We start from the raw sequence: 20,327 nt of genomic DNA, 5'->3' as shown, positions 1-20,327 counted from the left end.
GATGGATATGGGATTGAAGGGGCGCAAGGCTTTGCTGAGCGGCGCGAGCAAGGGGATGGGGCGCGCCTGCGCACTGGCCCTGTCGCGTGAAGGCGTCGATGTCACGCTGGTGGCACGTGGTCTGGAAGCGCTGAACGTAACCGCGGATGAGATCCGTGCGGAAACCGGCGGCAAGGTGCAGACGGTCGCAGCCGACATCACAACCGACGCCGGTCGTGCCGCAGCACTTCAAGCCTGCCCCGAGCCGGATATCCTGCTCAACAATGCAGGCGGCAAGAAGCCGGGCGATTTCCGCGACTGGGACAGGGATGAATGGATCTCTGCGCTCGACCTGATGATGCTGGCGCCGATCCAGATGATGCGCCTGACTTTCGATGGAATGGTCGAGCGCGGCTTCGGCCGGATCGTCAACATTGCTGCACGGGGAGTGAAAATTCCCCAGGTGGAGTTGGGACTGTCCAATGGCGCCCGCACCGGACTGGTCGGCTTTTCCGCCGGCCTCGCACGCGAAGGCGTGGCTCGGAACGTGACGATCAACACGATCCTGCCGGGCATTATCGACAGTGAGGCGCAACGCCAGCACGTGCAGTCCCTGGTAAGGGAAGGCGGCCCGACCTTTGATGAGATCTGGAATGCGCGGGCAGCCAAGAGCCCGGCCAAGCGTTATGGGCGCCCCGACGAAATCGGCGCACTCTTCACGTTCCTGGCCTCTGACCACGCCGGTCTGATGACGGGGCAGTCGATCTTGATGGACGGCGGGGACTATCCCGGTACGCTCTGATCACGTTTCCCTTACCCGCCGCCGGAGATTTCCCCGATGATGACAGAACGACAGATCACGGCTTTTCGTCAGGTCATGCGGTTGGGATCGGTCACTGCTGCGGCAAAAGCTCTATCGGTCAGCCAGCCCGCGATCAGCCGGGTGATCTCGGAACTGGAAATGGATCTCGGCTTTTCCCTCTTTGAACGGCGCGCAGGCAAGCTTTTCCCGACCCCGGATGCGCATTGTCTGGCCAGCGAAGTGGAGCGGATGTTTTATGGTCTGGGCAGGCTTGATCAGTTCGCCCGTGAGATGCGCGGGCTGCAGCACTCCACCCTTGCCATCGCCTCGCTGCCGATGGTCAGTTTCCGGATCGTGCCGCGGGCGCTTTCGCAATTCCTGAAGTCGCACAGTGGCATTCGCGTTACCCACAACGTGCACAACTCGCCCCGTATCGTCGATCTGGTGGCCGCGGGGCAGGCGGATCTGGGTGTGGCACAGCTGGCACCGGGTCGCACCGACGTGTTGCGGCTGGCGTCCTGGCGGACCAATTGCGTCGTCGTGCTGCCTGCGAAGCATCCGCTTGCGGAGCGCGAAGTGCTGGGCCCCAAGGACCTCAAGGACATTCCACTTGTGGTGCTGTCGTCGCAGACCGTGACCGCCGGATATGTGACCGAGCGTTTCGATCAGGCAGGGATCACTCCCAATGTTGTGGCGGAAAGCCAGCCTTCCTATAGTGCCTGTGGCCTTGTGGCGGAAGGAGCCGGGATTTCGATCATCGACCCTTTCACACCGGCAATCTTTCCCGACACCGTTCTGCGTTCTGTCCGCTTTGAACCGGCCATCCCGTTTGACGTGCACCTCCTCGCCCATGCCGACAAGGCACTGTCGCGTTCGGCGCTTAAGTTTGCCGATACCTTTCAGGAGGTGATGGACGGGATGGAGATTGCGACGCGGATCAATCCGCAAGTTTAAGTATACCGCATAGGGTCATTGCCGATTGGTATTGGGCAAGGCGTGCACTCACGTTGTAGAAATAACAACAACACGCTGCCGCACCTCACAGGGGGGGCGGTGGCAAATTGGAGGATACCAGATGGCACACATTCAACCCCGAGGCTCGTTCGTTGCGCTCGTCACCCCGATGAACAATGACGGCTCGATCGACTTTGAAGGGTTCCGCACGCTTCTCAACTGGCACCAGGAGAATGGCACCGAAGCTGTGCTGATCATGGGATCGACCGGCGAGGTCTCGATGCTGTCGCCGGAAGAACGCAAGTCGATCATTACCGAGACTGCGAAGATGAAACCGGGCAACATGCTGATGTATTACGGCATTACCGGTAACAACACCCAGACGACGATTGACTATGCCCGCTATGCCAAGGCCGAAGGTGCCGACGGAGCGATCCTTGCAGCACCCGCCTATATCTGCGCAGACAACGACGCCATCACCGACTATGCCATGGAAGTGCTCGACAGCACCGACATAGCCATGGGGTTTTACAACAATCCGCCGCGGGTGAAGACCGATCTGCACTGGAATGATCTGCTGAAACTGGCCAAGCATCCGAACATGGTTGTGCTGAAGGAATCGACCACGCGCGTCGGTCAGGTGGCACAGGTCTGTGCGGCCAAGCCGGATATGGCAATCATGTGCTGCTGCTCGCCCAATCTCGGTCTGGTCGTTCCGACCATGGCGCTTGGAGGCCACGGCACCGCAAATATGACGGGCAACCTCATTCCGCAGGAGATGGCGGTGATCTCCAAGCCCTGGGAGACTGGCGAAGACGCATTCAACCATCGCGCGGCCTGGCTGGATAACCTGCCGGTCCTGCATTTTGCCTATTCCGCCATCAATCCGGTCGCGGTCAAGACCCTGATGCGGGCGGTCGGCTTGCCCGCCGGCCCGCTACGCAAGCCGCTGAAACCGCTTTCGCCCGCTGCGTTGCAAGACGCACTCGCAATGATCACAGCATTGGGGCTGGACAGAAAATACGGATTCAACGTGGGCAAAGAATCCCTCGCCGCGGCCGAATAGGCGGGCCCGGTCCTGCGTCACCAAACGGCGAGATCGCAAAGCAGCATTGAAATTCCTTGGGAAATCAGTGCTGCTTTGGCAGTCCGTACGCCGCCATGGAGAATTGTGGCTGGTCTGGCTTCGCTGATCCGTTCAGATTTTTGCCGACTTTGAAAGCTGGTGTGAAATCTGTTTGATGGTGGCGGATGAACTCTGGAAGATGGAAAAACGGGTGTCGTGATAGCTGCGCCTGCCAGGGTTCGGTTCGTAGACATCGCTGTCGACATCGACGGCTCCGGTTTCCGTCAGCAGTCGGTGCGGTATCAAGGCAGCGCCCATCAGGCCGGTTTCGCGGTTCTTCGGCACATGAACCGGACGGTCCAGCACATCCGCCTTGAGTTGGCACAATGCCGGGTTTCCGGCCAATCCACCCGAAAAGCAGATATGACTGACGCCAGTTCCTGTCGCCTGTTCGGCGCGCGACAGTATTTCCCGCGACAGGTAGTTCATGCCTTCCGCCACGCCGCGCACCATATCGGCCGAGCCATGCGCCGTGCTCAACCCCAGAAATGCGCCTCTAAGGTCCGGATCCCACCAGGGCGTGCGCTCTCCGTCAAGATAAGGCAGGAACAAGGGGGCTGGTTCATCGGAGGCGAGAGCCTCATCCAGTGAGGTTTCCAGATCAGCGCCGGGAAGAAACCGTTCCATCGCCCATTGCAGACGGGTTGCTGCACCCTGGCTTGGTCCACCCAGTTGCCAAAGCGCCGGTCCCCACTCGACGCTCAACAATCCTTCCGCTGTATGGCGGGTGTCCGCCATCACCCCAAACACATCGCTGGTTCCCGAAATGCTGTAGGCAACACCCGCGACCAGTGCGCCCGATCCCAATACACAGCTCCATGTATCGATTGACCCGCAATGGACCGGGACATCGACCAGGGCGGATAGCGGGTAAGGCAGTCCCTGCCGCACAGCGCCGAGCGTCGCAAAAGGCGAGTGGCTGCCGGGCAGGATTTCCGGATTGATGTTCAGAACATCAAGCACGTTGTTCCCGGATTCCCCCAGCGCCCGGGTCATCGGTGTTTGCGAAATCGTGTCCGACGCAGCGATGCCGGTCAGCATCAGATTTACAAAATCCTTAGGCTCGATGATCTTGCTGAGACGCGCCCAGCTGTCAGGCTCCTGCGCTTTGAGCCAAAGCAGCCGTGCCAGCGGGTCGTAAGGGCTCAGCTGTTCAGTCGCGTTTCGCACTGGTGCAGACGCATCGGCGCGGATTTCGGCGAGCGTCTCGGCAGATCTTGAATCCTGGAAAGTGATGGCCGGGCGTATGGAGTTGCCTGCCTGATCCAGAAACACCTGCGTCCGGGTGAATCCGCAGCCTGTGACGGCCTGGATATCGGAGAAGTCGTGCCCCATCCCGGCCAACTCCGCGCATCCGGAGACAAATGCGGTCCACCATGTCATCGGATCGACCTCGAAACGGCTTTTGCCGTAGCCACCGATCTTCAGGGGTTTGCGCACGGAGCCGAGGAACGTGCCGTCCGCCGACACGATCGCCAGCCTCAGGCTGCTGCCGCCAAGGTCGAAGGCAAGGACGTGCGACATGTTGTGGGCCTTCGTGCTGTTCGATGTCACGGATGACACATTGGTTCACCGCAACGGAGACAAAAAGGTCGCGCGCCGATCTGCGATGGGACCCGACAAGGCATGGACCAACCGCAAGCAGGGGTCAATGAACTTGGTTGACCTCACCGCTCAGAATATAGTGAGAGAGATTGTCGGCAGTCAGGTCGCCACCCTCGAGACTGATCTGGTTTTCCCCGGTGCGCAGGATGGTCACCCTGTCTGCCACGGCAGCGACGTCCTTCATCGCATGACTGATCAGGATCACGGTCTTGCCGTTCTCCTTGAGTGACCGGACCAGCCCCAGCACCTGTTCGGTTTCGCGCACACCGAGCGCCGCTGTAGGTTCGTCCAGAATGACGATATTGGCATTCCACCGCAGCGCCCGACAGATGGCGACAGCCTGCCGTTGTCCGCCGGACAATTCGTTGACCTTGGAGTTCATGTTGGTGATCGAGCCGTTCAGCTGCGACATGTAACCGACCGCCTCATTGCGCATCCGGCGCTTGTCCAGAAGCCGCAGTCCCAAGACATTGCGCGTCAATTCGGCGCCCATGAAGATGTTCTGATAGATGGCCATCTCCGGGGCGACCGCGAGATCCTGATGGATCGTCGCCAGACCCGCCCTCAGTGAAGCATTGGGCGATTCGAACCTGCGCGCAGCACCGTCAATGACAATTTCGCCGCTGTCGGGCTGTTCGACGCCCGCCAGTATCTTGATCAGGGTGGATTTTCCTGCACCGTTGTCGCCGCAGATCGCGTGGATCTCGCCTTCATGCACATCTACGCTGACACCGCGCAGGGCTTCGACCGCGCCGTAGTTCTTGTAGATGTTGCGTGTCGATATCTTGACCGGCATGATGTCCTCGCGCTTTGGCTTCAACGGTGCAGGCGCTGCTTATTTCAGGAACTGATCGACATTTGTTGCATCGACAAGTGTCGCCGGAATGAACAGATATGGCCCGGGAACCAGGTCTTCCTTGGCTTTGCCCTCGACGGCAATCTGGTTCATCATGGTAACGGCCTTGCCGGCCATATCCTCAAATGGAATCGCGACAGTGGCGGTCATCATCGAGTCCGGATCCTTGATGCGGCGGTAGACTTCCTGCCCGCCATCAATCGATACGAGCGAAACGTCGCCCTTGTTGAGACCGTTTTCCTTGAGCAGATCGTCGATGATCAAAGCCTGGCCGTCAAACGATGCCCAGACGGCGTCGAAGTTTCCGGCATTCTGCAGGATCAATGCGCTCATCCCGTTGCGGACGTCTTCCTGCCAGCTTTTGGTTCGCGCCATCGAGTGCTCGCCTGCGATCTTGACCGACGGGTTTTCAACCAGCACGGCGTCAAGGATCGACCCGCGGATACGCGCACCGGTGTTGGATTCAAACCGCTGGGCGAGAATGTTGCCCTCGTAGTTGATCGTGCCCAGCAGATAGATCGCCGCCTCGGCAGCCATGATGTATTCGTTCGGGGTCACGTCGAACAGCGTGTGCGGGCTTGCACCACTCGAAATGGTGATGACCGGGATGTTGGCGCCTTTCGCTGCTTCGAACTGAGCATCGAACTGAACCGGCTTCGACATGCACAGGATCAGCCCGTCGACGCCCTTCTGGATGAGGTTGTCGAGCTGCGATGCGTGGGTGTCGAGCGCGCCGTTGGAGTTGAGGACCTGTGTCGTCCATCCCAGCTTTTCCGCTTCCGCCCCGACGGTGTTGGCGCACCGTGCCTGGGTTTCGGCAGACATCTGGAAGGCCACCACACCGAGTTCGAAGGCAGATGCCTGTCCGGCGCTCAACGCGGCGCCGGCAAGACCTGCCGCTGCCAATAATGTCTTGAAATGTTTCATTCCCATTCTCCCTCTTGTCATTACAAAGCGAAAGCCGCTCTCTTCAAGACGGACGCCGAAACGGCGACCGATACGATGATGATGATCCCGAGCATGATGTCCTGGATGTAATATTGCGCACCCAGTAGAACCAGTCCGTTGGACAGGATCACGATGATCAATGCCCCGACGAAGGTGCCAAGGATGTTGGGCTTGGCCGGGGTGAACATGGTCATGCCCAGCAATGTGGCTGCGATGCCGTTGAGCAGGAAGTCACCAGCCATCTGGGGCGCTGCCGAAGACAGGTTGGCGACCAGAAACACCGCAGTCACACCTGCCGCAAGGCCCGACAAGACAAGACCCAAAATCTTGCAATTGCGGGTGCTGATCCCGGCCCGGCGCGCGGCTTCCTCGTTTTCGCCGGTGGCTTGCATGTGCACGCCTGTCCGGGTTTGCGTCGACAGGATGAAGGCTGCCGCAAAAATGATCAGGGTAAACAGGATGATCACCGGCACAGGCCCGATTTTGCCGCGGCCGAGATATAAAAAACCCGGGTCCCAACGGCCGACAAAGGCGACACCGCCGGTGATCATGAAGGCGAGGCCGTTGGCGATTGAAGCCGTGCCCAGCGTCGAGATCAGCGAAGGCACCTTCAGCACCGTTACCAGAAACCCGTTCAAAAACCCCGCAGCAATGCCCATCAATATGCCTGCGATCACGGCCAGCGGCCAGGCAACATCGGCTGAAATCAGGCTTCCGATCACCACTGCGCAAAAACTGCAGACATTGGCGAAAGACAGGTCAAGTTCCGATGTGATCAACGCAAAGGTGAAGCCCGTGGCAAGGATCGCAAGGAAACTGACCTGTTTGAGCACATTGAGCAGATTGGCGGCTGAGGCGAAATTGTCAGCAAAAATGAGCAGAAAAACAAACAGCACGATCCCGGCAAAAAAAGTCCCGTAGACTTCGATGAGGGTCTTGAGGCTCATGCTGGTCGCCCCAAGCCTGAGCGCACAACATTGCAGGTGTATTCAGTGCAGAACCTTTGGAGGAGATTGGGTCCCGACGTCATCCCAGACACTCCGGCAGGCAGCCCTTGCTCCAGAACGGCGCGGTCGGGCGATTGGCATCATGGTCTCGGTAGCCCTCCGGCGCGGGGTTGATCTCTCCCCACCAGCCGTGGGCGCAGACAGAGCGCCACGCCATCTGGTCCTCGAGTGTTCGCTCAGGCGTGTCGTGCACGGATTTGAGCTTTTGCCATGCCTCACGCACAGCCTGATCCGAGACATCTGACGGGTCGATGCAGTAATCATAGAATGCGCCGGTCAAGGCTTCCATCTCAGCTGCAATTTCCGGCCATTCGTCGCGTTCAAGGTGCCATGCGCCGAGCCAGTCCGCCACAACGGCCTCGATCGCATTTTCCCTGCCACGGCTGGCGAATCTTCGCGTGGTCAGAAGCATGTGGCGCACCAGTTCGGCGGCTGCATGATCCAGCCGCGCCTGTTCGGCGGCCGCTTTCATCGCTTCGATGGAGCGATTTGCCCTCTGGCCGAAATCGTCGAGCATATGGGTCATGAAGCAGCTTTCGCATGAGGGGAGGGGACGGCATCCAGCGTCCGGACGCTTGTTGCGATGCGGGCGAACATAGCGTCGGCATCGAGTATACCGATGACATGGGCGTTGGCGGTCAGGCCACTGCGCCCCCACCAGTCGATGGTTGATCTGCCCACGGTGGGCCCTTCGGTTGTTTCGATCGCCACATGGCAATCGCGTCCTTCAAACAGGTCCGGCCACAACAGCCAGGCGATCACGCAAGCGTCGTGCATAGGGTGACCGCCATCACCGCCGAGCGAAGCGCCGCCAGGCCGTTCCCGCCGGAGCATAGACAGGATCGGCGCACCAACGGTGCCATCGGCATCAAAGCCTGCCAGCCGCGCCGGCGTTGCAACGGCCTGATAGGTTGCGCTGAGCGGGAACAGGGTGATCGGAAGACCGGCATTGAAAACCACCGCTGCCGCATGTGGATCGACAAAAAAATTGAATTCCGCTGCCGCCGTGATGTTCCCGAGATCCCGCGCACCGCCCATTATGACGAGCCGGTCGATCTTGTCCTTGATGTCGGGTGCCTGCAAAAGCGCCAGCGCGATATTGGTCAGCGGCCCGAGGGCACAGATCGTCGTGTTGATGTCGCTGCCACGGATCTGATCGATCAGATATGTCACGGCATGCCCGGCATGTGCGGCTTGGCGTGGTGCAGCAAGCTCCATCCCGGCAAGTCCGTCAGCACCGCAAATGAATTCTGCCGTATGCAATGGGCGCAGAATTGGTTGTGCGCAGCCGGCAACGACGGGGATGTCCTGGCGGTTGGCGAGCTGACAAATGCGCAGCGCGTTAATACAGGTTTGGGCAACACCAACATTGCCGGCCACGGTGGTGATTCCGGCCACGTCCAGATCGGCCTCGGCGCTCAGCGCCAGCAGAATCGCCAGCGCATCGTCCTGCCCCGGATCGGTATCGATGATCACGCGTGTCGTCATTCCCACCCCCGGCGCACAAATTTCGGTGCTTGCAGCATAGGCAATTATATCTTAGCAACTAAGATAGTTAGCAATTAAGAGAATTAATGCGATGTCTGTCAAGCAGGAAAGTGCGACTGCAACCCGGCCGAGCAGAACAGCTCGGATCGAAGAGCTGGAACGGAAAATCCGAGCCGCCAGCGCTCAACGCACTCTCTACAGTGGTGTTTTGGCCAGCAAGCTCGGCATGCATCAAACCGATCTCGAATGTCTCTTCATCATCACGCTTGGCGAGAACGTCACCCCCGGGCGACTGGCAGACGTGACAGGCCTGACCAGTGGCGCGATCACTGGCGTCGTCGACCGCATCGAGCGTGCCGGATACATCAAGCGGACACGCGACCCCAATGACCGCCGTCGTCTGTTTCTCGAGCCGGTCGCTGAGCGTATCGAAGAGATCAGAGCCATCAATCGCCGGGCGTATCGACCCTGGATGGACGAACTTGCTAGATACCTGGATTCGGATCTCGATCTGCTACTCGATTTCGCCGACCGCAACTATCAGGCCGCCGTGAACGCCACGATTGCCCTGCGCCGCGATGCTGATGTGGCGAAAACAGAAAAACGCCAGGCTTCAGTTCTTGTGCAAGACGATGAAACTGGGAAATGACAATTGCCAGGCGGAAAGCCTCTGCATTGTGGCCTGCACCGTGACTTTGGACCACCCGGCTGGACGTTTTCCATCCGCCCGGTCAGGGAGGCATTATCGGAAAATTCCAGCTTCAAATGATCTTGTGATCTAGGAATAATAACGCGTTCCACCTATCTCGACATCCAGCCACCGTCTGCCGGCAGGATTGCGCCATGAACAAACCGGGCAAGGTCGCTGCACAGAAATGCGATCGGCTCGGCAATCTCCTCAGGGGTTCCCCAGCGCCCGACCGGAATGCGCTCCATGAGAGAGCGGGTGCGGTCAGCATCCGCCTGCAGAGCGGCGGTGTTGTCGGTGGCGATATAGCCAGGTGCGATGCCGTTTACATTGATGCCCCTGGATGCCCATTCATTGGAAAACGCGCGCACCAGTTGAACAATTGCTCCCTTGCTGGCCGCATAGCCGGGCACATTGATCCCGCCTTGAAAGCTCAATACTGAAGCAACAAAAACAATCTTGCCCGCCCCCCGGGTGAGCATGGAGCGCCCCAGCGCCTGGGTCAGGATGAAGGGCGCATCGGAATTGACGGCCTGAACATGATCCCAATCCTCAAGCGGGTGTTCCGCCGCCGGGGCGCGGCGGATCGTGCCTGCATTGTTGATCAGAATGGAAATGTCGCCTCGCCTTTCCATCTCGCCGGCAAAAGCGAGGGTGGCGTCACGGTCCGAGAAATCGCACTGGCGGGCCGTGAATATCCGTCCAGCCGACCGCACGGCTTTCTCAGCCTCACTGCCATGGGATTCAAGCGATGCGCTGACACCGATGATGTCCGCACCTGCAGCTGCCAAGGTCTTGCAGATCGCCAGGCCGATGCCGCGTTTGCACCCGGTCACGAGAGCGGTCTGGCCGGAAAGGTCTATTGTGAGGCTCATTGGATCAAATCACCATTCTCCGCGGATCGGCCAGAAGACGCACGTAACGCGCCATGAAGCGGGCAGCGTCAGCGCCATTGATCACGCGGTGATCATAGGACAGATCCAGCGGTGTCATCGGTACAGGCGTCCAGCATTCATTTTCCCAGACCGGAACGGTTTCTGTTTGGGTGATGCCCAGAATTGCAAGTTCGGGCGGGTTGACGATCGGAGTGAAGGCTGTTCCACCGATGCCACCAAGGTTCGAGATCGACATCGAGGCGCCGCCCATCTCGTCAGGCCGGATTTTGCGCATCTGGGCCCGCGCGGCCAGATCGGTGATGTCGGCCGCGATTTGCCACAGGCCTTTTTTGTCAGTGTAGCGGATGACCGGAACCATCAAGCCGTGCGGCGTGTCGACGGCAATGCCGATGTGGACATAGTGCTTTAAAACGAGGGTCTCGCCGTCGGGAGAAAGGGAGGCATTGAAGCGCTCAAACTCCTGAAGGCAGATTGCCAGCGCCTTGACGTGGAAGGCAAGCGCGGTAAGCCGCAGCCCACGCCGCTCCGCTTCCGTTTTCTGTGAGGCGCGAAAGGCTGCCAGCCTGCGCATGTCGGCCCGGTCATGATGAGTGACCTGCGGGATCATGGCATTGGCGGCAGCGAGATTCGCACTCGCCACCCGGGCCATGCGCGACAATGGTTCATGGCTGACCGGACCGAATGCTGCGTGATCAACATCCCAGTATGTGTTTAGCGTCGGCATGGCTGATGCGGTGGGCGTCTTGCCATTCAGGTGACTGTCGACGTCTTCCCTGGCCAAGTTCAGACGGCCGGATTTGCGCGCGACATCGGAGAGGTCAACACCGTTGCGTCCTGCATGGGCAACCACGGACGGGCTTGCGATGTAGCTTTGTGTGCTCATCTTACCACTCAGCCGAGATGTACTGGGTTTCCATGAATTCCATCATGCCCTCGTGGCCGCCTTCGCGGCCGAGGCCGGATTGCTTGACTCCACCAAAGGGAGCGGCGGGATCGGAGACGAGACCGCGATTGAGACCGACCATGCCGTATTCGAGCCGTTCGCAGACGCGCATGGCACGCTTCATGTCCTCGGAGAATACATAGGCGACCAGACCGTATTCGGTGTTGTTGGCCCGTCGGATGACATCTTCCTCATCCGAAAAGGTCTGAAGCGCTGCGACCGGACCGAATATCTCGTCATCAACACAGTCTGCAGTTTCCGGAACGTTGGATAAAACCGTGGGCGGATAGAAAAACCCGATGCCGTTCGGGCGCGTGCCGCCAAGCTCGACCTTTGCTCCCTTGGCCACCGCATCGTCGACAAAAGCAACAACCTTGTCGCGGGTGGCGGCATTGACCAGAGGTCCGACATCAACGCCCTTCTCGAGGCCGTTGCCGAGTTTGAGCGCAGCCATGGCCTGTGTGAACTTGGTGGTGAAGGCGGCCGCCACTTTCTCATGGATATAAAAACGGTTCGCCGCAGTGCAGGCTTCACCAAGGTTGCGCATCTTTGCCAGCATCGCGCCCTCAACCGCCCTGTCGATGTCCGCATCCTCAAACACGATCAGCGGTGCATTTCCGCCAAGTTCCATGGCCGGCTTGAGCACCTGATCCGCCGCCGAGTGCAGAAGCTTGCGTCCGACTTCCGTCGAGCCGGTAAACGAGATCACACGTACGCGCGGATCGTGCAGCATGTGATCGACCAGCTTGCCGGATTTCCTGGACGGCAGAACATTGACGAGCCCCTTGGGAACGCCCGCTTCTTCCAGCAGCGGCATCAGCGCAAGCATGGTCAGCGGCGTCTCGGACGCGGGCTTGATGATGATCGGGCAACCAGCGGCGAGAGCCGGTGCAATCTTGCGCGTGCCCATGGCAGCCGGGTAGTTCCAGGGCGTTACCAGAACCGCGATACCTGCCGGCTTGTGCTGGACAATGATCCGCGCACCGGAAGAGGGAGCACGGGTAATCATACCATCGGCGCGCACCGCCTCTTCGGCAAACCATCTGAAGAATTCAGCCGCATAGGTGGCTTCGCCCAACGCGTCGGCGTGGGCCTTGCCGTTTTCGAGCGTGATCAGCCGGGCGAAATCCTCAAGCCGTGCCGTCATCAGCTCCCACGCCTTGCGCAGGACTTCCGAGCGCTCGCGCGGCTTGCGCGCAGCCCAGTCGGAATAAGCGGCCTGGGCTGCGTCAAGCGCTCTGTCGGCATCTTCGATCTCGGCGGATGCAACGGATGCGAGCACCTGTTCCGTAGCCGGATTGATGACATCAAAGCACTCTCCGGACGCGCCATCGCGCCATTCGCCATTGATGTAAAGCTGGTTGTGTTGCATCGGGGTCTCCCGGTCAGAGTATGTGGCGAAGCGGCTCTTGCAGACGCTCTGCGAAGTCGGTGAGGAACTGGATCGCTTCGGTTTCGGACAATTGAGCCTCCAGGAAGTCCAGCCCGAGTACATAGGAAGCGTCGTCGCGACCCATGGTGAGAACTGGTGCTGCGCCGGCGGTCAATCTGACCGAGATCAGCAGCGTGCCGGTGAGGTCGCGCAGGATCAGATCGGCCACCGTTTCGGCGTCGATGGTCTCTGGCTGCGTCGGACGCGTTGTGTCGGGATCGGCATATCGCGTTGTGTCCGCGTTTGGCCTGTCGATGCCGAGTACCAGCCGGTCGGATCCATGCTGCTTGGCATGGCGCAAGGCGGCTGCAGCGAAGCGCAACCAGAGCTGGGCCGGTTCCAGCTTGATATTGCCGTCATCGGCAAGCCACCGGATGAAATCATCGCAGCCGCTGGCGGGCACACGTGCCGAGACATGCAACGGAGTGGCGTTGGAGGCGCTGCTGACACCGGCCTGCGCGGCGGGTGGAAGAGCACGCAAGGTCTCGAGATCGGCGACATGATAGGGCTGCGCAATACCCTGCTCGGCAAGGCGGGAGAGATCAAGACCTTGTTCACGCGCGAGGCGCCGTGCTTTGGGTGAAGCCAGAACGCGTGCGCTCGGAACAACTTTTGCAGCTTTGGTCGCTGCTGGTGGAGCCGCTTGCGTGGCGGGTTTCGGGGCTGCTTTTATAGAGGGGGTAACAGGGGCTTCGGAGTTTGCATTCACCCCTTTAGGTTGCCTGGATGCAAAACTGCGGGAGAACGGGTTGGCTGGTGGTTGCGCGGAAATGACGGCGATAATGTCGCCAACCGGCACAACTTCCCGGGTCTCAGCCAGAATTGCTGCGACATAACCATCATGGCCGGCTTCGACCTCCATCACCGACTTGTCGGTTTCCACTTCCAGAAGGATATCACCGGCTGAAACCGGATCGCCGGCAGACTTGTGCCAGGCAACGATCAAGCCGGTGTCCTGTGTCATGCCCAGTGCGGGCATGATGATGGATTGACCCTCGGGCAGATTGTCGCCTGAGGCGGTATTTTCGTCCTGGCGAGGGTTCGAAACTGGAGGCGGCGCACCGCTGCCTGTGGCGTTGTCGGAAATCCTGGCGACGGCTTGTCCCACCGGCACGTCTTCGCCCGCCCCAGCCATGATGTCGGTCAGGAACCCGTCGGCCTGGGCTTCCACTTCCATGGTCGTCTTGTCGGTCTCGACCTCCATGATGGCGTCGCCAATCCTCACCGGATCGCCGGATTGTTTCAGCCAGGAAACGATCTTGCCGGTATCCTGCGCCATCCCCAGAGCAGGCATGATGATTTCATGCGGCATGAAACAAGTCCCCGCGGATCGTCAGCCGCGCCCGTTCAGCGACTGTCTCGGGCGTTGGTACGGTGATGTCTTCCAGTGCTGGCGAGAATGGCACCGGCACGTCCATTGCGCCCATGCGCTGAACCGGTGCATCGAGATGGTAGAAGGCCTTGTCGGAGATGCGGCTGGCGATCTCGCCGGTGATGCCATAGCTCTGATGGCCCTCGTCGATGACGATGGCGCGCGAAGTCTTGCGCACGGATTTCACGATCGTGTCTTCGTCCAGCGGCACGATGGTGCGCGGATCGATCACTTCGGCCGACATTCCCTCGGCGGCGAGAATCTCGGCGGCCTTCAACGCCACCTGCACCATCGAGGACGTCGCTACCAAGGTGATGTCGGAGCCTTCGCGCAGCACATTGGCGACGCCGAAGGGGATAAGGTATTCCTCTTCCGGCACCGGCGCCTTGTCCTGATACATCAGCTTGTCCTCGAAGATGACCACCGGATTGTTGTCCCGGATTGCCGTCTTCATCAGGCCCTTTGCCTCATAGGCTGATGAGGGCATGGCCACCTTGAGGCCGGGAATGTGGGCCACCAGCGCGTGCAGTGATTGCGAGTGCTGGGCAGCGGAGCGGCGCGTCGCGCCGAGATTGGTGCGCAGCACCAGCGGCACACTCAGTTTGCCGCCGGACATATAGTGGGTCTTGGCCGCCTGGTTGCAGAGTTGGTCCATCACCAGATAGAGGAAATCACCGAACATTAGATCGACAATCGGGCGGCTGCCGGTCATCGCAGCACCCACGGCGATCCCCATGAAGCCCGGTTCGGCGATCGGCGTATCAATGATCCGCTCGGTACCGAATTCCTCGACAAGCCCGGACAAAACCTTGAACGGCGTGCCAGCTTCGGCGACATCCTCGCCAATGACGAAGATCGATGGATCACGCCGCATTTCTTCGGCAATGGCCTCGTTGACGGCCTTTGAGAGTGTGATCTCGCGCATGATTGGCTCCTGCTAGGCGGCGTTGGAAGCGAACACATGCATGTCCACTTCGTTGACGGAGGGGTAGGGCGCTTTTTCCGCGTAAGCGACGGCTGCTTCCGCCTGGGCCTTGATCTCGTTATCGATGCCGACCAGTTCGTCCGCCGTGACAATTTTCTGGTCTTTTAGCCATTTGCCGAAATTGGTGATCGGATCGCGGTTGGTCTTCCACTCAGCCTCTTCATCCTTCGCGCGGTAATATTCGCGATTGATGTCGCCGACATGGTGGCCGTGGTAGCGGTAGGTCATTAGCTCGACAAAGAACGGGCCTTCGCCCTTGCGGGCACGCGCCACCAGCTCTGTCGCCAGTTTGTTGACCGCGAGCACATCCTGTCCGTCCACCGTGTGGCTTTCGATTCCGAAGGCTTCGGCGCGCGCGGTGATAGAACCGGCGGCGATCTCATCGGTACGGGTGTATTCGCTGTAGCCGTTGTTTTCGCAGGCATAAATGATCGGTAGTTTCCACAGTGCCGCCATGTTCATGACTTCATACAACAGACCCTGTGCGGTCGCTCCGTCGCCAAAGAAGCACACCGCGACGTCGGTCTTGCCAAGACGCTTGGCTGAAAGCGCCGCGCCGGTGGCAATACCCATCGAACCTCCAACAATGGCGTTGGCTCCAAGGTTGCCATTGGCCTGATCAGCGATATGCATCGAACCGCCCTTGCCGCGGCAATAGCCCTCTTCCTTGCCCAGTAATTCGCAGAACATTTCCTTGAAATTGGCTCCCTTGGCGACGCAATGACCGTGGCCGCGATGGGTGGAGGTGATTTTGTCACTGACGGTCAGAGCTTCGCATATGCCGACAGCGACCGCTTCCTGACCTGAATACATATGGGTCAAACCGGGCATCTTGGCCGACAGATAGAGCTGATTGGCATTGTCTTCGAATGCCCGGATACGCACCATCTGTTGGTACATTCTGAGATAGTCATCACGGTTGGAGTCGGCTTTTTTGGCAGCGCTCATAAATCTGGCTCCGTTGATGCAGGAGACCGCCCGGCCGGTCGAGAGGGCCGGGCGATCTTAATCAGTAGCGGTTGGCGATCGGCAGTTCTTCCGCCGGGAACAGGCTGATGACGCGGCAGCCGGTGTCGGTGACCACCACTTCTTCCTCGATACGCGCGGCGGAATAGCCGTCCGAAGCGGGGCAGTAGGTCTCCAGCGCGAACACCATGCCGGTCTGGATTTCCATCGGATTTTCGAAGCTGACGGCGCGGCTGATGATCGGCCGTTCATGCAGCGCAAGGCCGAGACCGTGGCCGAACTGCAGGCCGAAGGCGGCGAGTTCATTCGGAAAGCCGAGGCTCTCCGCGGTGGGCCAGACGGCGGCAATCTTGTCGGTGGTGACTCCGGGTCGGATCAGCGCTATCGCCGCATCGAGCCATTCCCGCGCCCTGATATAGGCGTCGTTCTGCGACGGTGTCGCGCGGCCGATGTTGAAGGTGCGATAATAGCAGGTGCGGTAGCCCTGATAGCTTTGCAGGATGTCGAAAAAGGCCTGATCGCCCGGCCGGAACAGACGGTCGGTGAAATTGTGCGGATGTGGATTGCAACGCTCGCCGGAAATGGCGTTGATCGCCTCGACATCGTCGGAACCCATTTCGTAGAGCATCTTGTTGGACATCGCCACGATGTCGTTTTCGCGGATGCCCGGCTTCAACTCTTCCCAGATCATGTGATAGACGCCGTCGACCATGGCGGCTGCCTGGTTGAGCAGGTGGATTTCGTCGACATTCTTGATCTCGCGCGCCGAAAGCATGACCTGCTGGCCGTCGACCACGTTGATCCCGGCTGCTTGCAGGGCAAAGAACATCGCAGTCTCGGCATAATCGACGCCGACCGGCATGTCGGCGACGCCAGCACGCTTGAGCAGGCCGTAAATCTCCTCGGCATAGCGCTTCATCAGCCCGAAGGACGGCGGGATGGTGCCGCGCATGCCGACGACGCCGGCGAGCATGCGATCTGGGTCGAGCCAATCGCAGTAATCCTTGTGGTGTACGGCGGCAGAACCGAAGTCCCAGACATAGGGTTCCTCGTCGCCTGCAAGCAGGCAGAAACGGCACATCTTGTCCCGCTCCCATTCACCGATCTTGGTACCCGAGACGTAGCGGATGTTGTTGACGTCGAACATCAGCAGCGCGCCGCATTCCGACTTCTTCAGCGCGTCCTTGGCGCGGCTGAGCCGGTAGCGGCGCAGACGGTCATGGTCAACACGGCGCTCGAAATCCACTGCGGTGTGGCCGAGGGCGGGAAGATGCTTGTCCCAGCGCCAGTTCGGGTCGATATCGCCCGGCTGCAGGATACGGGGATTGAGGGCTGTTGTGTTAGCCATGATAGCCTCCTTGGCGCCGGTTCGGCGCACATATCGGGTGAACGGTTGGGGAGCAGATGAGTAAAGCTAGTCACTGCATGATCATGCCGCCATCGATCATGATCAGCTGGCCGGTCATGTAATCGCTCTCGTCAGAGACGAGGAAGGCAGCGGTGCCTTTGACATCGTCCGGGTAGGAGTATTTCTTCATGGTGATCATCGTCTTGGCGAGATGGTCCATTGATTGGCCCTCTTCCTCGAACATGCCGATTTTCACCAGATCCTTGTCGAGTTGCTCCCAGAGTTCCGTGCGCACGACACCGGGAGCGTAGCCGTTGACTGTGATCTTGTGCTCCCACAATGCCTTGGCACCGCCGATGATCATTGCAAGGGCGCAGTATTTGGAACAGGAATAGGGGATCACATCGAGGAACGCGGTGCGGGACACGATCGAGCCGACATTGATGATCTTGTAGGGATGATCTTCCATCGGTCCCTGCGCCGTCATCTGCCGGGCCGCCTCCTGCATGCCGAAAAGCATGCCCTTGGCGTTGATGTTCATGATCGCATCCCAGTTGTCTTCGTCGATATCCATGAACATGCGTGGCTTGTTGATGCCTGCGTTCATCAGCGCGACGTTGATGGTCCCGAAGGCGTCAACGGTCTTGGCTACGGCTGCCGCATTGTCCTCCCGGCTGGTTACATCCAGTTTCAGCGCGACAGCCTTGCCGTTTCCGGCCTCGTTGATGCGCCTGGCCACTTCATTGACCCCGTCGACATTGATGTCACCGAGACAGACATTTGCGCCTTGTGCCGCAAAATACTCCGCATTGGCCGCGCCCATTCCTTGAGCCGCGCCGGTGATCATGATGTTTTTTCCCTTGAGTCGATTGGGGTCCATGGTTTCCTCCTCGTTGAACTAGTCGCTGTTTTCTTTGATGATTGCGTCGGCGCGTGCTTGCGCCTTGCGTAATGCCTGTTTGGGACTGACGAGCCCGCGCAGCATGTCGTGCAGTTCTTCCCCGCAAATGCGGATGATCTCGCTGATTTCTGGGACTGGCGGGCGTGGCCAGAACTGCAGCTCGTCACGCCATGACATGCCGTCGACCGCTTCGAAAATCGGTGACGAGCGCCGGACCTCGGGATCAGCGCTGACCGAGTAGCGCGGATTGGTCCGGCTGCCGTTCTGGATGTAGAGTTTCTGGGCCTCGGGCGAGGTGAACATGATCAGGGCTTCGGCAGCGCCGGAGAGCCGTTCAGGCGCAATATTTGCGGGTATTGCCATGGCGTAACCGCCAACGGGGGCAATCGGGGATGCTCCCGGTCCAAATGGATGCGGAACATAGCCGGTTTGCCCGCAGGCCGGGGATGACGGATCAAGTTCGAAATAGGGTGCGAGCAGGGTGTAGCCATAGGCCATGGCAATCTGACCTGCGGCATAGGGACGGACCCGTTCGTACCAGGACATCGACAGGATATAAGGAGGTGAGTAGTCGAGCAGTGCCATCAGGTATTCGGCTGCGGCCAGGCCTGCATCCGTATCAATTATGGGGCGATAGGGCTCGGTGTCCAGATGATCGGTGTCAAAGCCTCCGGCAACGGTGGGCAAATCGAAAATCGGTTGCCCGAAATCGGCAAGCGTCATCAGGAAGGTGTGGCCCAGTGCTGTGCCGCGGGCGGCGTTCCATGCAATGCCGTAGCGGCCCTGGCCGGGGTCGTGAAGTTGTTTGGCGGCATTGAGAAGCTCGCTGGTCGTGGTCGGTGGCTCAAGGCCAGCTTTGGCAAACAGGTCTTTGCGGTAGAACAGAAGTTCCGGGGTCGTCTGGGCAGGCACGCCGTAGGGCCGTCCGCTCCAATGCGTCGCCTTCCAGCCAGCGGTATGGAAGTCGGCGGGATCAAGGCGCTGCAGATCCAGCGCATCATCCAAAGGCATGAGTATGCCCTTTTCCACGAGTTCGCCGATCCAGGGCAGATCCACGGCGATGATGTCATAGCGGCTGGATTTGCGGTCGGCGTTGCGCAGGACTTCCTCGTGCAGTCGGTCGATCGAAAATGCCCGCTGATGGATTTGTGCGCCAAGGGTTTGCTCAAACTGCCGCTTGAGCGCATCCATGACCATGAATGTGGGATCGCCATGAACCAGAACCCGCACGCCGCCGGGCAGCTTGAGCGGCTCCGGGAGCACCTGAAGTGGCGGGATCGACCGGGCCGCCATGTAGGAGCTGCCGAAATAGTAGTCGCTTGTATCAGTTCGCTTTTCGCTGAAGTCGAAACTCTTCTGGGCGAGGCGCTTCAGCCGGCCGGTCATTTGCATCCAGGATTCGAGAAGCTTGTCACTGGGATGAATGGAAAAGGTCTTGCCGGTCCGCGTCCGTGGGCGCTGCTCGATAAGTCCCGCCTCAATCATCTCTTTGACGCGGCGCGCCGCAGTGGCATAGGGAACGCCGGCAGCCCCGATCAAGGATGTCGGCGTGACCGTTTTTGCTTCAAGGTGGCTGCGGATCAGGTGAAGGGACATGCGAAAATATGGATTCGGCGCATAAACATCGACGACAACTTCCAGTTCGTCGTCAAAATCATTCAGGAATGTAATTGCCTGAAGAATTTCGGCTTTTACCCGTGGCGATGACGCCAAGGTTTGCGCGCTTGAACCTCCCATGTGATAAACCCCTGCCTCTCTGCCTCCGTGAAGATGGTCTTCACGGTCTTTCGAACGCGGTCTTTTCGGGCTTGTCATGTTGACCTCCATACAAAATGTTCAAACTGAGAGACTTTCGACAGTCTCAAGAAATCCAATATGAACATAAAAATTCTCAAAATGGATATATTATGGACTCTCTCATAGGCTGCGCTTCGTCATTGTTGTCGAGATCACCTGAGTTGACGGGTGACAGCCTTGGTTTGGAGTGGCCGGGGCTATGAGGAGAACACACGAGGGCTTTAGCGCCCGGGA

The 20,327-nt window shown here is 59.4% G+C and carries 19 protein-coding genes; 4 read left to right on the top strand and 15 right to left on the bottom strand.

The annotated features are described in order from the left end of the window. Window position 1 precedes the first annotated feature (1 nt). The 3 genes from IMCC20628_RS15660 to IMCC20628_RS15650 all read left to right on the top strand — a co-directional run bounded on the left by IMCC20628_RS15660 (window position 2) and on the right by IMCC20628_RS15650 (window position 2,801). Complete coding sequence (locus tag IMCC20628_RS15660) at window positions 2-781, top strand: SDR family oxidoreductase (protein WP_047030996.1); 780 nt, start codon at window positions 2-4, stop codon at window positions 779-781. Between the two features lie 36 nt (window positions 782-817). After that, window positions 818-1,735: a LysR substrate-binding domain-containing protein gene (locus tag IMCC20628_RS15655; protein ID WP_047030995.1), complete on the top strand. Its 918-nt coding sequence runs from the start codon at window positions 818-820 to the stop codon at window positions 1,733-1,735. A gap of 121 nt (window positions 1,736-1,856) precedes the next feature. After that, window positions 1,857-2,801, top strand: coding sequence for a dihydrodipicolinate synthase family protein (locus IMCC20628_RS15650; RefSeq protein WP_047030994.1), 945 nt, complete (start codon window positions 1,857-1,859; stop codon window positions 2,799-2,801). 132 nt (window positions 2,802-2,933) lie between these two features. Here IMCC20628_RS15650 and IMCC20628_RS15645 read toward each other — a convergent pair whose 3' ends face one another. The 6 genes from IMCC20628_RS15645 to IMCC20628_RS15620 all read right to left on the bottom strand — a co-directional run bounded on the left by IMCC20628_RS15645 (window position 2,934) and on the right by IMCC20628_RS15620 (window position 8,765). Next, a complete protein-coding gene (locus IMCC20628_RS15645) occupies window positions 2,934-4,385 on the bottom strand; it encodes an FGGY-family carbohydrate kinase (protein WP_052766456.1) in 1,452 nt (483 codons plus the stop codon). Between the two features lie 124 nt (window positions 4,386-4,509). After that, window positions 4,510-5,262, bottom strand: a complete 753-nt coding sequence (locus tag IMCC20628_RS15640; protein WP_047032638.1) for an ATP-binding cassette domain-containing protein — start codon at window positions 5,260-5,262, stop codon at window positions 4,510-4,512. A 39-nt stretch (window positions 5,263-5,301) separates the two neighbouring features. Beyond that, a complete protein-coding gene (locus IMCC20628_RS15635; RefSeq protein WP_047030993.1) occupies window positions 5,302-6,249 on the bottom strand; it encodes a sugar ABC transporter substrate-binding protein in 948 nt (315 codons plus the stop codon). 20 nt (window positions 6,250-6,269) lie between these two features. Next, window positions 6,270-7,217: an ABC transporter permease gene (locus tag IMCC20628_RS15630; RefSeq protein ID WP_047030992.1), complete on the bottom strand. Its 948-nt coding sequence runs from the start codon at window positions 7,215-7,217 to the stop codon at window positions 6,270-6,272. 79 nt (window positions 7,218-7,296) lie between these two features. Then, on the bottom strand, window positions 7,297-7,803 hold the full coding sequence (locus tag IMCC20628_RS15625) for a hypothetical protein (RefSeq protein ID WP_047030991.1): 507 nt from the start codon (window positions 7,801-7,803) through the stop codon (window positions 7,297-7,299). Further along, window positions 7,800-8,765 carry a nucleoside hydrolase gene (locus IMCC20628_RS15620; RefSeq protein WP_047030990.1) on the bottom strand — a complete coding sequence of 322 codons (966 nt, stop codon included), beginning with the start codon at window positions 8,763-8,765 and terminating at the stop codon, window positions 7,800-7,802. The genes IMCC20628_RS15625 and IMCC20628_RS15620 overlap by 4 nt, the downstream gene beginning before the upstream one ends. A 226-nt stretch (window positions 8,766-8,991) precedes the next feature. Here IMCC20628_RS15620 and IMCC20628_RS15615 point away from each other — a divergent pair, with 226 nt between their 5' ends. Next, window positions 8,992-9,414 (top strand): MarR family transcriptional regulator, encoded by a 423-nt coding sequence (locus IMCC20628_RS15615; protein ID WP_197078315.1) that lies wholly within the window; start codon window positions 8,992-8,994, stop codon window positions 9,412-9,414. 152 nt (window positions 9,415-9,566) lie between these two features. On the opposite strand, the gene IMCC20628_RS15610 is transcribed toward IMCC20628_RS15615, so the two are convergent. From IMCC20628_RS15610 to IMCC20628_RS15570, 9 genes are all read right to left on the bottom strand, one after another. Beyond that, window positions 9,567-10,328 carry an SDR family oxidoreductase gene (locus IMCC20628_RS15610; protein ID WP_047030989.1) on the bottom strand — a complete coding sequence of 254 codons (762 nt, stop codon included), beginning with the start codon at window positions 10,326-10,328 and terminating at the stop codon, window positions 9,567-9,569. A 4-nt stretch (window positions 10,329-10,332) separates the two neighbouring features. Next, a complete protein-coding gene (locus IMCC20628_RS15605) occupies window positions 10,333-11,232 on the bottom strand; it encodes a 2-oxo acid dehydrogenase subunit E2 (RefSeq protein ID WP_052766454.1) in 900 nt (299 codons plus the stop codon). A gap of 1 nt (window position 11,233) precedes the next feature. Then, the gene (locus tag IMCC20628_RS15600) at window positions 11,234-12,664 is read right to left on the bottom strand and encodes an NAD-dependent succinate-semialdehyde dehydrogenase (RefSeq protein WP_047030988.1); all 1,431 of its coding nucleotides are present in this window, start codon (window positions 12,662-12,664) and stop codon (window positions 11,234-11,236) included. 13 nt (window positions 12,665-12,677) lie between these two features. After that, window positions 12,678-14,036, bottom strand: coding sequence for a biotin/lipoyl-containing protein (locus tag IMCC20628_RS15595; RefSeq protein ID WP_047030987.1), 1,359 nt, complete (start codon window positions 14,034-14,036; stop codon window positions 12,678-12,680). Next, window positions 14,026-15,021 carry an alpha-ketoacid dehydrogenase subunit beta gene (locus tag IMCC20628_RS15590; protein WP_047030986.1) on the bottom strand — a complete coding sequence of 332 codons (996 nt, stop codon included), beginning with the start codon at window positions 15,019-15,021 and terminating at the stop codon, window positions 14,026-14,028. The genes IMCC20628_RS15595 and IMCC20628_RS15590 overlap by 11 nt, the downstream gene beginning before the upstream one ends. Window positions 15,022-15,033: 12 nt before the next feature. Further along, window positions 15,034-16,029: a thiamine pyrophosphate-dependent dehydrogenase E1 component subunit alpha gene (locus tag IMCC20628_RS15585; RefSeq protein WP_047030985.1), complete on the bottom strand. Its 996-nt coding sequence runs from the start codon at window positions 16,027-16,029 to the stop codon at window positions 15,034-15,036. A 61-nt stretch (window positions 16,030-16,090) separates the two neighbouring features. Then, window positions 16,091-17,395, bottom strand: a complete 1,305-nt coding sequence (locus tag IMCC20628_RS15580; RefSeq protein WP_047030984.1) for a Xaa-Pro peptidase family protein — start codon at window positions 17,393-17,395, stop codon at window positions 16,091-16,093. Window positions 17,396-17,465: 70 nt separating this feature from the next. Next, on the bottom strand, window positions 17,466-18,275 hold the full coding sequence (locus IMCC20628_RS15575) for an SDR family oxidoreductase (protein ID WP_047030983.1): 810 nt from the start codon (window positions 18,273-18,275) through the stop codon (window positions 17,466-17,468). A gap of 18 nt (window positions 18,276-18,293) precedes the next feature. Continuing rightward, the gene (locus IMCC20628_RS15570; protein ID WP_245307794.1) at window positions 18,294-20,033 is read right to left on the bottom strand and encodes an extracellular solute-binding protein; all 1,740 of its coding nucleotides are present in this window, start codon (window positions 20,031-20,033) and stop codon (window positions 18,294-18,296) included. Window positions 20,034-20,327: the final 294 nt, after the last annotated feature.

Source organism: Hoeflea sp. IMCC20628 (genome assembly GCF_001011155.1).
Lineage (GTDB): Bacteria > Pseudomonadota > Alphaproteobacteria > Rhizobiales > Rhizobiaceae > Hoeflea.
Note: the sequence above shows the minus strand (reverse complement) of the source record. Positions and strands in the feature narration are given on the sequence as shown.